The sequence below is a fragment of the Streptomyces sp. WMMC1477 genome, assembly GCF_027460245.1.
GTDB lineage: Bacteria > Actinomycetota > Actinomycetes > Streptomycetales > Streptomycetaceae > Streptomyces.
Genome location: NZ_JAPZBD010000003.1, coordinates 4,956,343 through 4,969,953, shown reverse-complemented (window position 1 = coordinate 4,969,953; position 13,611 = coordinate 4,956,343). Strand labels below are relative to the sequence as shown.

Genomic DNA, 13,611 nt, shown 5'->3' with positions numbered 1-13,611 from the left:
ATCAGGGGCACTACCACGCGACACGCCGTCGAACACCCCACCAGCGCCCCGGCTGCACCGGCGGCGTGCGGCAGAGCATGAGCACGCCCGACCCGGGCACGTCACGTCTGTCGGCATCGCTGCTCCTGCTGGTCGACGTCGAGGATTCCAGGAGCCCAAACGGTGACGCTCGTGGAACGAAGACCAATCTTACGAGTGAACAGTTGCGCTCGTTCTCGACCCGTCACGTCACCGAGCGGACTCGGGCGGCCCTCAATCAGGCAAATGGAACAAAAAGGGCAAAACACCCTGGCCATGGCGACGGCGAGGGGAATGTCACACACGGCTCCCACCGCATCGATATCAAGCCGTTATGCCCGGTATGCCGGGGGACGTCACGACACCGGGCGGGCGTCCGTCCAGGTGGACTCGAACTCCTCGCGGTAGGTCGAGAACAGGCCGTCGTCCTCCGGGGAGCCCGGCGAAGGGTCCTGGACCAGGGTGCGGCCGCCCCCGCGGAGGACGAGGACGGGCGACTCCATGCCGCGGGCTCGGCGCAGGTAGGGCTGGACGACGGCGAGGCCGTCCGGCTCGTCGCCGTCGACCAGGTAGGCGGTGAAGCGCGGCGTCTCGTCGAAGACGTGGATCCGGAAGGCCGCGGCGTCCCGTACGCGCGAGCGGACCCGTCGCATGTGCAGGATGTTCATCTCCACCGCGCGGCTCAGCTCGCCGCGCTTGAGCCCGAGCTCCCGCTCACGGCGGCGGACGGCGCTGCTGGCCGGGTTGAGGAACAGGAGCCGGACGCGGCAGCCGGTGTCGGCGAGGCGGACGAGGCGGCGCCCGGAGTAGTTCTGCACCAGCAGGTTGAGGCCGATGCCGATGGCGTCGATGCGCCGGGCGCCGCCGAAGAGGTCCTCGGCGGGCAGGCTGCGCTGGAGGCGGACGCGGTCGGGGTGGACGCCGACGACATCGGCGAAGCGGTCGCCGACGAGCTCCTCGACCGCGTCCACCGGGAGGCGCCCGGCTAAGGCGGCGTCGGCGCCCAGCAGGGTGAGGATGCGCTGCGAGGTGCGTTCCGTCTGGGCCAGCACGGCCGGGGACAGGGCGCGGTTGCGGGAGACGGCGCTGCGGGCGAGCTCCAGCTCGTCCAGGGCCAGCTCCAGCTCGCGGCGCCCGGCGAAGTACGGCTCGTAGCAGGGCCAGTGCTGGACCATCAGCTCCCGCAGCTGCGGCAGGGTGAGGAAGGAGAGCAGGTTGTCGTCGGCCGGGTCGAGCACGTAGCCCTTGCGGCGGCTGACCTCGCGTACCGCGACGGCGCGCTGGACCCACTCCTGCCCGGCCGGGCCGGCCGCGGCGACGACCCATTCCTCGCCGTGCACGGGCTCGTAGACGGGGCGCAGGACGGCGGCGACGACGGCCCGGAGCCGCTGCTCGACCAGGTTGAGCCAGACGTACGCGCGGCCGGCGCGCTGCGCCCGGGTGTGCACGTCGGCCCAGGTGGCCGCGGACCAGGAGAGGCCGGCGCCGATCTCCACCGGCTGGGCCAGGGAGACCGTCCCGGCCCGTGGCTCGGGGATGTCGGCGGCGCTCTCCCCTGGGTTGCCGCCGCCCGGTGGGAGCTCCAGCCCTCCCGAACTCACCTGTGCACCGCCTTCCGCCCCCATGGTTCGATCAGGGGAGCCTACTGCGGATCCGGGACGCGGCAGCACCGTCTCCCGCCAACTTCCTTTGCCTCGCCGCCCCGCCGGGGGAAGATAGTCCCTTGTGTGACGGCTCGTGCACGCGGTGTTCACCACGCGCTGAACGGCGCAGGCCGGGCAGTGCGGCAGAAACGGACAGGGCAGACAGGGAAGAGGGCCCATGCAGATCTGGCCGGGGCAGGCGTATCCGCTGGGTGCCACGTACGACGGTGCGGGGACGAACTTCGCCGTCTACTCGGAGGCGGCCGACCGCGTCGAGCTGTGCCTGCTGCACGAGGACGGCTCGGAGACGGCCGTCGAGCTGCGGGAGTCGGACGCATTCGTGCGGCACGCGTACCTGCCCGGGATCATGCCCGGTCAGCGGTACGGCTTCCGGGTGCACGGGCCGTACGAGCCGGAGCGCGGGCAGCGGTGCAACAGCGCGAAGCTCCTGCTGGACCCGTACGCCAAGGCGATGAGCGGCAGCATCGACTGGGACGAGGCGGTGTACGGGTACCACTTCGGCCAGCCGGAGCGGCGCAACGACCTGGACTCGGCGCCGCACACGATGGCCTCGGTCGTGGTGAACCCCTACTTCGACTGGGGGGACGACCGGCTGCCGCGGACGGAGTACCACCGCACCGTGATCTACGAGGCCCATGCCAAGGGTCTGACGATGCTGCACCCGGACCTGCCGGAGGAGCTGCGGGGGACGTATGCGGCTCTGGGCCACCCGGCGATCGTCGAGCATCTCACCCGCCTGGGTGTCACCGCGCTGGAGCTGATGCCGGTCCACCAGTTCGTGACGGACCACCGGCTGGCGGACGCGGGGCTGACGAACTACTGGGGCTACAACACGATCGGGTTCTTCGCCCCGCACAACGCCTACGCCTCGTGGGGCGACCGGGGCCAGCAGGTGCTGGAGTTCAAGCAGATGGTCCGGGCCCTGCACGCGGCGGGCATCGAGGTCATCCTGGACGTCGTCTACAACCACACCGCCGAGGGAAACCACCTGGGGCCGACGCTGTCCTTCCGCGGCCTGGACAACACGTCCTACTACCGGCTGGCGGACGACCCGCGGTACTACATGGACACCACCGGCACCGGCAACTCGCTGCTCATGCGCAGCCCGCACGTGCTCCAGCTCATCATGGACTCGCTGCGCTACTGGGTGACGGAGATGCACGTCGACGGGTTCCGCTTCGACCTGGCGGCCACCCTGGCCCGGCAGTTCCACGAGGTGGACCGGCTGTCCTCGTTCTTCGACCTGGTGCAGCAGGACCCGGTGGTCAGCCAGGTCAAGCTCATCGCGGAACCGTGGGACGTCGGCGAGGGCGGCTACCAGGTGGGGAACTTCCCGCCGCTGTGGACGGAGTGGAACGGCCGCTACCGCGACACCGTGCGCGATCTGTGGCGGGGCGAGCCGCGCACGCTCGCGGAGTTCGGCTACCGCCTGACGGGTTCCTCCGACCTCTACCAGGACGACGGCCGGCGTCCGCTGGCCTCGATCAACTTCGTCACGTGCCACGACGGCTTCACCCTGCACGACCTCGTCTCGTACAACGAGAAGCACAACGACGCCAACGGCGAGAACAACCGGGACGGCGAGAGCCACAACCGCTCGTGGAACTGCGGTGCCGAGGGCGAGACGCAGGAGCCGGGCGTGCTCGCCCTGCGTCGCCGCCAGATGCGCAACTTCGCGGCGACGCTGATGCTGTCCCAGGGCGTGCCGATGCTCAGCCACGGGGACGAGTTCGCCCGCACGCAGCGCGGCAACAACAACGCGTACTGCCAGGACGGCGAGTTGTCCTGGGTGCACTGGCCCGGGCCGGGCGAGGAGCACCCGATGTGCGAGTTCGTGCGGGCGATGGTGTGGCTGCGGCGGGACCACCCGGTCTTCCGGCGGCGGCGGTTCTTCCACGGCCGCCCGGTGGAGGGCACGCACGACGAGCTGTCGGACATCGCGTGGTTCACCCCCGAAGGTGAGGAGATGGCCCAGCAGGACTGGCAGGAGGCCCACGCCCGGGCGCTGACCGTGTTCCTGGGCGGGCACGCGATCTCCGAGCCGGGTCCGCGCGGCGAGTCGGTGCACGACGACTCGTTCATCATCATGTTCAACGCGCACAACGAGAAGCTGGACTTCACCGTGCCGGCGGATCACGGCCGGCAGTGGCGCACGATCGTCGACACCGCCCGGGAGGAGGGCCACCCGCCGTGGGTCGGTCCGAACGTGGCCGGCGGCGAGGTCGTGACGGTCACCGACCGCAGCCTGGTGGTGCTGCAGCGGCCCGCGTGACGGCCGTCCGGCGGGCCCGGCCGGTCACGTCCCCGGGGCCCGTCACGTCTTCAGGACGACGGCGGCCTCGGGGGGCAGCGTGGTGCCGGTGGCACGCTGAGTGGCCGCCAGCGGCTCGCCCTCGGCGAGCGCGGGCACCTCGGCGGGGACATCGCCGAGGTTGACGGCGACCAGGAGACCACTGTGGCGCAACGTCAGCCAACGGGCGCCGTCCGCCGTCCCGCCCGCCTCGGCGGTGACGTCGCGCAGGCGCAGGCCGGGGTCGAGGTGCGCGCGGCGGACGGCGACGAGCCGGCGGTGCCAGTCGAGCAGCCGGGCGTGCTCCGGCTCGGCGGGCTCCGCCCAGTCCAGGCAGGATCGGTCGCGGGTGGCCGGGTCCTGGGGGTCGGGGACGTCGTCGGCCGCCCAGCCGTGCGCGGCGAACTCCCGGCGCCGGCCCGTGCGGACGGCCTCGGCCAGCTCCGGGTCGGGGTGGTCGGTGAAGTACTGCCAGGGGGTGCGGGCGCCCCACTCCTCCCCCATGAAGAGCATGGGCGTGAAGGGACCGCACAGGACCAGCGCGGCGGCGCAGGCGGCGCGTCCGGGCGAGAGCGTGGCGGAGAGGCGGTCGCCGAGGGCTCGGTTGCCGATCTGGTCGTGGGTCTGGGCGTAGCCGACGAAGCGGTGGGCGGGTGCGGCGGTGTCCACGGGCGCCCCGTGGCCGCGCCCACGGAAGCCGGAGTAGGTGCCGTCGTGGAAGAAGGCACCGGTGAGCGTCTTGACGAGGGCGCTCACCGGGTCGCGGGCGAAGTCGGCGTAGTAGCCCTGGGCCTCGGCGGTGAGCGCGGTGTGCAGGGCGTGGTGGAAGTCGTCGTTCCACTGGGCGTGCAGACCGAGGCCGCCCTCGGGGCGGGGCGACGTGGTGCGCGGGTCGTTGCGGTCGGACTCGGCGATCAGGAAGAGGGGACGGCCGAGTTCGGCGGAGAGGGCGTCCACGGCGGCGGAGAGCTGGGCGAGGAAGTGTTCGGCGCGGGTGTCGGCGAGGGCGTGGACGGCGTCCAGGCGCAGCCCGTCGAGCCGGTAGTCCCGCAGGAAGGCCAGGGCGCTGCCGATGAAGTAGGCGCGGACCTCGTCGGAGCCGGGGGCGTCCAGGTTGACGGCGGCGCCCCAGGGCGTGTGGTGCCGGTCGGTGAAGTACGGCCCGAAGGCGGGCAGCTGGTTGCCGGAGGGTCCGAGGTGGTTGTGGACGACGTCGAGGACGACGCCCAGCCCGTGCCGGTGGGCGGCGGCGACGAAACGGTGCAGGCCCTCGGGGCCGCCGTAGGGCTCGTGGACGGCCCAGGGCGCCACCCCGTCGTACCCCCAGCCGTGCCGGCCGGGGAACGGGCTCAGCGGCATGAGCTGTACGTGGGTGACGCCGAGCCGCGCGAGGTGGTCCAGACGGCCGGCGGCGGCGTCGAGAGTGCCCTCGGGGGTGAAGGTGCCGACGTGCAGCTCGTAGAGCACGGCCCCGTTCAGCTCCCTGCCGGGCCAGGAGTCGGCCGGCTCGGGCCGCTCGGCGCCGAGGACGGCGCTGAGCCCCTCGGGCCCCTCGGGCTGACGGCGCGAGCGCGGATCGGGGCGGACGGGGCCGTCGTCCAGCACGAAGCCGTAACGGGTCCCGGAGGCGGCGGGCGCGGACGTCCGCCACCAGCCGGGGCGGGCCGGGTCCCGCTCCATCGGGCGGTCGGCCGGCGCGGCGGCCCCCGGGCCCGGGGCGAGGCGCAGCCGGACCTGTTCGGCGTGTGGTGCCCATACCTCGAAGAGCATGGACACCATGGTCGCGGCCGGGCGGCCCGCGCGCCATGGGACGGCCCCGGCGCCGGGGCTCGGGCGGGGCCGACCTGGACACGGGCCCGCCCACGACGGACAATCAACGGCTATGACGACGTACGGGTTCGCAGCTCAGCCCCCGCGGCTGACCGACGCGGAACGGGATCAGGCGCTGGCCGTCCTGCGGGAGAGCGCCGCGGACGGACGCGTCTCGCACCGCACGTTCGAGCGCCGCATGGATCTGGTGCTGCATGCCCGGCATCCGGGCGAACTGTACGCCGTCCTGCACGATCTGAATACGCGCCGCCCGCGGGCCGGGCTGCTGGAGCGGCTCCTCGGCTCGATGTCGGCGTTCCCGGCGCGGATGCGGCGGGCGTGGCTCCACGAGCGGCTGCCCGAACTGCTGCTGCCGGGGCCCGGGCCGTATCCGCTGTCGATCGGACGGGCGCCGGGCTCGGTGCTGCGGCTGAACGACCACACCGTCTCCCGCGCCCACGCTCAGCTGCGGCACACGGGGGTCGGCTGGTCGCTGCGGGACCTCGGCTCGTCGAACGGCACGTGGGTCAACGGCCGCCGGGTGACGGGTTCGGTGGTGGTGGGCCCCGGCGACCATGTGCGCTTCGGGCGGGTGGGCTTCCGGCTCACGGCGCCCTGACGCCGCCTCACTCGCCCCGGGCCGCGTGGGCGTCGGCGCCCGGGCGGCCTCGGCCCCGGGCGGCCTCACTCCCGTACGAGCAGCGCCACCGGGGCCTCGGCCAGGAGTGACGCGAGGTCCGCCCGCCCCTCGTCGTACGGGCGCGTGGAGAGCAGGTCGCGCCAGCGCCCCGGAGGCAGCGGGAGCACCGTGCCCCGCCAGCCGCCCGCCTCGGCGAGCCGACGGCTCAGCCGGGTGACGACGGTGACCACGGTGAGGGAGTCGGCGCCCGCGTCGCCGCCGTCACCGGGACCGCGGCCGAAGGCCAGGCAGTGTTCCGCGGCCGGTCCGTGCGCGGTGAGGGGCGCGTAGCGGGCGCCCGCGCCGAACCAGTGCGGGTGGCGTGCGCGCAGCCGCAGAGCGGCCTGGGTGAGCCGGAGCTTCTCGTCGTCCGGCTCGGACTCCGGTGCCGGGAAGACCGGGGGCCTGCGGTTGTCGGGGTCCACCAGAGCGCGGTAGGTGCGTTCGGTGCCCTGGTAGAGGTCCGGGACGCCGGGCATGGTGAGGTGCAACAGGGTCATGCCGAGGGCGGTGACGCGCGCCTGGGGCCGCGTGGCCTCGGCGTAGGCGGCCAGTGCGGCCCGGCCCGCACCGCAGGGGCCGGCGTCGAGGTACCGCTCCACCGCCGCCTCGTAGTCCGCGTCGGGCTCCGTCCAGGTGGTGTGCAGGCCCGCCTCCCGGACGGCCTTGAGCAGCGCGCCGAGCAGCCGCTCGCGGTCGGGTGTGCCGAGCCCGTGGGCCGTCTGCCAGACGAGCCACGCGGTGTGCCGGTCGAGAGCCGCGCCCCCGGTGCCCGCGACCTCCTCCGTGACCTGGCGCAGCAGGACGCCCCAGCCGGCCGGGTCCTCGCTGAGCGTCGCGAGGGCGGCGCGCACGTCGGCGCTGCGCTTGGTGTCGTGGGTGGACAGGACGGTGCCGGTGTCGGGCCGCTCGCGCTGGAGGTACGCGCAGTAGGCGTGGAACGCGGCGGGCGGCAGGGCCGGTTCGCCGGGCTCGCCGCCGACCTCCGCGGCGGAGAGCAGCGGCAGGTAGCGGTAGAACGCGGTGTCCTCGACGGACTTCGCCCGCAGCGCCCCCGAGACCTGCGCGAACCGCGTGGCCAGCTCCTCGTCCCGCAGGATGAGCCGGCTCACGACGTCGACGGTGGCGGCCTCCTCGGGGACGGTGAACGTCGCCCGGGCCTCGGGGGCGATGTCGGTGAGGAACGCGTCGCCGAGCACGGGGTCGTCGTCCGGCGGCCGGTAGAGCCGGTAGACGGGCAGGCGGACGAGCAGCTCGCGGAGCGCCTGGGCGAGCGTCCAGTCGGCGTGGTCGCCGCGGCGCTGCCCGTCGGCGCGGGCCAGGGCTGCGCGGGCGGTGCGGACGAGGCGGCGCACCTCGGCGTCCAGCTCGTGGCCGATCACCTCGTGGGCCGCGCGGCGGACGGTGGCGGCCCAGTCCCCGCCGAGGTCGTCGGCCACCTGGGTGAAATCTCGGTAGAGGTCGGTGAGCCGGGCCGCGCCGTCCGGGTCCACGAAGACGGCGTCGATGTGGCGCAGGGCGTCATAGCCGGTCGTCCCGGCGACGGGCCAGTTGACGGACAGCCGCTCGTCGGGGCCGAGGATCTTCTCCACGACCGTCCACGCCCCACCGGTGCGCGTGTGGAGACGCCGCAGGTAGGCGCCCGGGTCGGCCAGGCCGTCGGGGTGATCCACCCGCAGCCCGTCGACGACCCCCTCCGCCAGCAGGGCCAGGACGCGTTCGTGGGTGGCCTCGAAGACGTCCGGTTCCTCCACCCGGACGCCGATGAGCTCGGAGACCGAGAAGAACCGGCGGTAGTTCAGCTCGGTGCGGGCCAGCCGCCACCAGGCGAGCCGGTAGTGCTGGGCGTCCAGCAGCTCGGGCAGCGGGAGGGACTCGGTGCCGACGCGGACGGGGAAGCGGTGCTCGGCGTAGTGCAGGACTCCGTCCTCGACCCGGAGCGCCGCCAGTTCCTCGCCCAGCCGCCCGCCCAGCACGGGCAGGAGCACGCGGCCGTCGCCCGCCTCCCAGTCGATGTCGAACCAGTGCGCGTAGGGCGAGGAGGGCCCGTCCGCGAGCACGGACCACAGCGGCGCGTTGAGCGCGGCGGGGGCTGGTACGGCCATGTGGTTCGGCACGATGTCGAGGACGAGCCCGAGCCCGTGTTCCCGCGCCGTGCGGGACAGCGCCCGCAGCCCGGCCTCCCCGCCCAGCTCCGCCCGGACGCGGGTGTGGTCGGTGATGTCGTAGCCGTGGGTGGAGCCGGGCACGGCCTCCAGCACGGGGCTCAGGTGGAGGTGGGAGGCGCCCAGCGAGGCGATGGCCGGGACGTCGCGGGCGGCGGCGGCGAAGGGGTAGGCGGGCTGGAGCTGCAAGCGGTACGTCGCGGTGGGCACCGGGGTGCCCAAGCGCGGTGGACGCATCGTCACGTCTCGAATTCTTTTCCGCCCCCCGCGCCCCGTCAAGGCGGCGAAGCCGCCCGGGGCACGTGGCCCGCACGGCCGTACGGTGCCCGGAACGGCCCGCGGTGTCGAACGTGCGTCCCGGCCCGCGGGGCGATGCCCGCCCGTCAGCCCGGCATCGCTCAGGCCTCCTTGGACTCCAGGCGCAGGGAGATGGAGTTGATGCAGTACCGCTGGTCGGTCGGGGTCGGGTAGCCCTCACCGGTGAAGACATGCCCGAGGTGGGACCCGCAGCGGGCACAGCGCACCTCGGTGCGGGTCATGCCGAAGGAGAAGTCGTCGACGAGCTCGACGGCGGAGGACTCGGCCGGGTCGTAGAAGGACGGCCAGCCGCAGTGGGAGGCGAACTTGGTGTCGGAACGGAACAGCTCGGCGCCGCAGGCCCGGCAGGAGTAGACGCCCTCGGTGGTGGTGTCGGTGTACTCGCCCTGGAAGGCGGGCTCGGTGCCGGCCTGCCGCAGGACGCGGTACTCCTCGTCGCTCAGCTCGGCGCGCCACTGCTCGTCCGGCTTCTCGATGTCGTAGCCCATCAGCGCTCTCCTCCGGTCTCCAGGCGGGTGAGGATCTGCGGTCCCAGCTCCGTCACGTCACCGGCACCCATCGTCGTAACGAGATCGCCGGGCTTGGCCATTCCCGCCACGGCCTCCGGGACGGCGGCGCGGCCGGCCTCCCGGCCGGGCAGAGCGGTGACGTCGGCGCGCAGGGCCCGCGCGGCGTCCACGATCAGCTCGCTGGTGACGCCGGGCACCGGATCCTCGCGGGCGGGGTAGATGTCGAGCACCAGGGAGGCGTCGGCGAGGGCGAGGGCGGCGCCCATCTGGGCGCCCAGCTCCCGGGTGCGGCTGAACAGATGCGGCTGGAAGACCACCAGGACCCGGCCGTCGGGCACGGCGGCCCGCAAGGCTTCCAGGTCGGCGGTCATTTCACTGGGGTGGTGCGCGTAGGAGTCGATGACCTGGACGCCCCCGGCCTCACCGAGCCGCTGGAGGCGCCGGCCGACGCCGGTGTAGGAGCCGAGGGCCTCGGCCAGACCGGCGGCCGGGACGCCCGCGGCCACACCGGCGGCCAGCGCGGCGACGGCGTTGTGCGCGTAGTGGCGGCCGGGCACCGAGACGGTGAACGTGAGCCGCTCACCGTCGAGGAGGACGGTGACCTCACTGGCCAGGCCGCGGGCGGTGACGTCGAGGATGCGCACGTCCGCGTCGGGCGACTCACCGTAGGTGGTCACGGCGGGCCCGCGGCCTGCCGCGGCCAGCCGGGCGGTCAGCTCGCGCGCGCCCTCGTGGTCGGCGGAGATCACCAGCGTGCCGCCCTCGCGGACGCGTTCGACGAAGGTCTCGAAGGAGGCGTGGACTTCCTCCATCGAGGCGTAGTTGGCGTGGTGGTCGAGCTCCACGTTGAGGATGATCGCCACGTCCGGGGCGTAGGCGTGGAAACTGCGGTCGCTCTCGTCGGCCTCGGCGACGAAGATCCCCCCGGTGCCGTGGTGGGCGTTGCTGCCGGGCCCGTCGAGATCGCCGCCGATCGCGTAGGAGGGATCGAGACCGAGGCTGCACAGGGAGACGGCGAGCATGGACGTCGTCGTCGTCTTGCCGTGAGTTCCGGCGACAGCGACAGTACGCAGCCCGTCCGTGAGGGAGGCGAGGGCATCGGAACGGTGCAGCACGGGGATGCCGCGCGCCGTCGCGGCGACCAGCTCGGGATTGTCCTTCCGAATGGCGGAGGAGACGACGACGACCGAGGTGTCGGGTGCCAGTTGCTCAGCGGCGTGGCCGAGGTACACCGTGGCGCCGAGGCCGCGCAGAGCCTGCACGGTAGCGCTCTCCTTGGCGTCGCTGCCCGATACCCGCGCTCCGCGCTGGGCTAGGATCTTCGCGATGCCCGACATCCCGGCTCCGCCGATGCCGATGAAGTGCGGCTTGTCCAGGCCGGACGGGGCGCCCGATGCCATGCGGTTCTCCCTCTTTGCGTTGTGCGGGGCGCCGGCTCGCGGGCCCGGCGCCGTCCGACGATTCTCGCACCTCTCGTGACGCTTCGTGCTCCGCGGTAGGGGCCGTCACCGCATGCCACGGCGGCCACCGCCCCTTGGCAGCGGCGGCTCGCGGTCAGCCCGTCACTCCGCGTGGGCGAAGAGCCGGAGGACGGGGACGCCGACCTTGTGCCGGGCGCGGGAGGCCCAGTCGCGGTGGAAGAACTCCTCCACCAGGTGCGGGGCGGTCAGGACGATGACCTCGTCCGCGTTCGACTCGGCGACCACGGAGGTGAGGACGTGGAGGGGATGCTTCTCGATGACCTGGCCACCGGCCTCGGCGCCGCTGTCCCGCAGGGCCTTGAGTGAGTGTTCGAGGGCCAGCCGGGCGGGTGGGGTGGCCTCGCTCCCCTCCGGCTCGTCGGCCTCGTGGACCGCCTGCTCAAGCTCGCCCAGGGCGACGTCGTCCAGGGCGCGCAGCAGCCGGTCCTGCCGCCCGCGCGGCTGCATCAGGACGACGAAGGAGACCTCCTCCTCGCCGTGGAGGGTGGTGACGAGCTCCACGTCGGTCGACACCAGCGGCTTCTCGATCATGAGTACGGTCGTGAACACGGCGGGTGCCCTTCTTCTCCACGGCCCGTGCGGGCCCGTAGGACTAACGATCCTGCACTGGGGAGAGTCTGCCCGGCGAGAGCAAAGCGGAACGCGTCATTCCGACTCGTGTCACCGCCGACGGTAGCGCGTGAAGAGGAACCCGGCCTCCTCCAGCACCGACTCCAGGCCGAAGTCCACCGGTACGGGGAAGACGCCGCCGCGCATGATGCGGGGCGCGTCCCCGGCCGTGATCCGGGGCGAGACCGTGAGGCACAGCTCGTCCAGCACGCCCGCCGCGGCGAACTCGCCCAGGATCCAGGGGCCGCCCTCGGTGAGCAGCCGGGTGTGGCCCTCCTCGGCCAGGACGCCCGGCACGCGCGCCGGGTCGGCGCCGACGCCCTCGCCGGCGAACAGCACCCGCACGCCGGCGTGCTGCGCGGCCTCGACCCGCTCCACGGGGGCACCGGAGCCGGTCACGATCAGCGTCGGCGTCAGCGGCGCGGAGAACAGGGGCGCCTCGAAGTCCAGCTCGAGGCCGGCGCTGAGCACCACGACGGCGGGCGCGGGCGTCTGCCCGGCGGCCTTCCGGCGCTCGGCGAAGGCCTTGCGCGCCCGGGCCGGACGGTAGCCCTCCTTGCGCACCGTCTCGGCGCCCACGACGATCGCGTCGGCCAGCCCGCGCAGCACGCCGAAGATCCGCATGTCCGTGTCGCTGGACAGCGGCTGGGAACGCCCGTCGTGGTGGGCCGCGCCGTCCAGCGAGGCCACCATGTTGCCCCGCAGCCAGCTCGTCCCGGCGGACTCGGGGCCGTGCCGGGGACGGTCGGCGGCCCCGGGGTAGCCGTAGGCGTCGGCCAGCTCGTCCAGCGTCCACGCGCGGTCGGCGGTCGGGTCCGGATCGGAACCGGCCTCGGATGACAGGGGGAACAGGCGTCGCATAGCCGCAGTGTGGCACGGGCCACTGACGTGCGGCGGAGCGCCCTGAGCGCCGTAGAGTGGTATACGTGCCGACCTTCACCGCCTCCTCATCGACCGCGATAGCGCCGCAGACGACCGCCGACGACACGCCGGCCGCGCTGTGCGAGCGGCACCCGAGGGTGCCCGCCGAACAGCTCGTCGCCGAGCTGGTGCCGCCGCCGCGCTTCGACTCGGTGCGCTTCGACACCTACATACCGGACCCCGGCCAGCCCAGCCAGGCCGAGGCCGTCGAGGTGCTGAGCGGCTTCGCCGACTCCCTGGGCGGCGCGACGGCGACGGGCGGGCGAAGCCGGGCGGGCCGTTGGTTCCGCCGGGGGAAGGCCGCGCGGCCCACCGGTCCGCGCGGGGTGTACCTCGACGGCGGCTACGGCGTCGGCAAGACGCACCTTCTGGCCTCGCTGTGGCACGCCACGCCCGCCCCCGCCGAGCGGAAGGCCTTCGGCACCTTCGTGGAGCTGACGAACCTCGTGGGCGCCCTCGGCTTCCAGCAGACGGTGAAGACGCTCTCGTCCCACCGGCTGCTGTGCATCGACGAGTTCGAGCTCGACGACCCGGGCGACACCGTCCTGGTCTCGACACTCCTCAGCCGGCTGGTCGAGGAGGGCGTGGCCCTCGCGGCCACCTCCAACACGCTGCCCGGGAAGCTGGGCGAGGGCCGGTTCGCCGCCGCCGACTTCCTGCGCGAGATCCAGGGGCTCGCCGCGCACTTCCGCCCCCAGCGGATCGACGGCGAGGACTACCGGCACCGCGGGCTGCCCGAGGCCCCCGAGCCGTTCAGCGACGACGAGGTCACCCGGACGGCCTACCGCACGCCCGGCGCGAGCCTGGACGCCTTCCCCACCCTGCTCGGCCACCTCGCCCAGGTCCACCCCAGCCGCTACGGCGCGCTCTGCGACAGCGTGTCGGCCGTGTGCCTGACCGGCGTGACGCCCGTCCCGGACCAGGCCACGGCGCTGCGGCTCGTCGTCCTGGCGGACCGGCTGTACGACCGCGAGGTGCCGGTGATCGCCTCGGGGCTGCCGTTCGACGAGCTGTTCAGCCTGGAGATGCTGGGCGGTGGCTACCGGAAGAAGTACTTCCGTGCCATCTCCCGCCTCACCGCGCTGGCCCGCGACGCCAAACCGCTCGTCTCGGGCTGAGCCGGCCCGGACCGGGGCCGCCCCTCCCCC

General features: G+C 73.6%; 10 protein-coding genes. 3 read left to right on the top strand and 7 right to left on the bottom strand.

Annotated elements, in window-relative coordinates:
* Positions 1 to 374: 374 nt before the first annotated feature.
* The gene (locus O7609_RS21735; protein WP_269735321.1) at positions 375 to 1,619 is read right to left on the bottom strand and encodes an SAV2148 family HEPN domain-containing protein; all 1,245 of its coding nucleotides are present in this window, start codon (positions 1,617 to 1,619) and stop codon (positions 375 to 377) included.
* A gap of 220 nt (positions 1,620 to 1,839) precedes the next feature.
* Here O7609_RS21735 and glgX point away from each other — a divergent pair, with 220 nt between their 5' ends.
* Complete coding sequence (gene glgX / locus O7609_RS21730; protein ID WP_269735322.1) at positions 1,840 to 3,954, top strand: glycogen debranching protein GlgX; 2,115 nt, start codon at positions 1,840 to 1,842, stop codon at positions 3,952 to 3,954.
* A gap of 42 nt (positions 3,955 to 3,996) precedes the next feature.
* Here the strand turns inward: glgX and treZ are convergent, their stop codons facing one another.
* On the bottom strand, positions 3,997 to 5,742 hold the full coding sequence (gene treZ / locus O7609_RS21725) for a malto-oligosyltrehalose trehalohydrolase (RefSeq protein ID WP_269735323.1): 1,746 nt from the start codon (positions 5,740 to 5,742) through the stop codon (positions 3,997 to 3,999).
* 112 nt (positions 5,743 to 5,854) lie between these two features.
* On the opposite strand from treZ, the gene O7609_RS21720 reads away from it, so the two are divergent.
* Positions 5,855 to 6,400 carry a DUF1707 and FHA domain-containing protein gene (locus O7609_RS21720; RefSeq protein WP_269735324.1) on the top strand — a complete coding sequence of 182 codons (546 nt, stop codon included), beginning with the start codon at positions 5,855 to 5,857 and terminating at the stop codon, positions 6,398 to 6,400.
* A 65-nt stretch (positions 6,401 to 6,465) separates the two neighbouring features.
* On the opposite strand, the gene treY is transcribed toward O7609_RS21720, so the two are convergent.
* The 5 genes from treY to O7609_RS21695 all read right to left on the bottom strand — a co-directional run bounded on the left by treY (position 6,466) and on the right by O7609_RS21695 (position 12,403).
* Positions 6,466 to 8,862: a malto-oligosyltrehalose synthase gene (gene treY, locus O7609_RS21715; protein WP_269737166.1), complete on the bottom strand. Its 2,397-nt coding sequence runs from the start codon at positions 8,860 to 8,862 to the stop codon at positions 6,466 to 6,468.
* A 161-nt stretch (positions 8,863 to 9,023) separates the two neighbouring features.
* Positions 9,024 to 9,431 (bottom strand): peptide-methionine (R)-S-oxide reductase MsrB, encoded by a 408-nt coding sequence (gene msrB / locus O7609_RS21710; RefSeq protein ID WP_269744079.1) that lies wholly within the window; start codon positions 9,429 to 9,431, stop codon positions 9,024 to 9,026.
* The gene (murC, locus tag O7609_RS21705) at positions 9,431 to 10,852 is read right to left on the bottom strand and encodes a UDP-N-acetylmuramate--L-alanine ligase (RefSeq protein WP_269735328.1); all 1,422 of its coding nucleotides are present in this window, start codon (positions 10,850 to 10,852) and stop codon (positions 9,431 to 9,433) included. The genes msrB and murC overlap by 1 nt, the downstream gene beginning before the upstream one ends.
* A gap of 162 nt (positions 10,853 to 11,014) precedes the next feature.
* Positions 11,015 to 11,482: an indole-3-glycerol phosphate synthase gene (locus O7609_RS21700; protein ID WP_269735329.1), complete on the bottom strand. Its 468-nt coding sequence runs from the start codon at positions 11,480 to 11,482 to the stop codon at positions 11,015 to 11,017.
* 111 nt (positions 11,483 to 11,593) lie between these two features.
* Positions 11,594 to 12,403, bottom strand: a complete 810-nt coding sequence (locus O7609_RS21695; protein ID WP_269735330.1) for a pyrimidine reductase family protein — start codon at positions 12,401 to 12,403, stop codon at positions 11,594 to 11,596.
* A gap of 98 nt (positions 12,404 to 12,501) precedes the next feature.
* On the opposite strand from O7609_RS21695, the gene zapE reads away from it, so the two are divergent.
* Positions 12,502 to 13,581 (top strand): cell division protein ZapE, encoded by a 1,080-nt coding sequence (gene zapE / locus O7609_RS21690; protein ID WP_269737167.1) that lies wholly within the window; start codon positions 12,502 to 12,504, stop codon positions 13,579 to 13,581.
* Positions 13,582 to 13,611: the final 30 nt, after the last annotated feature.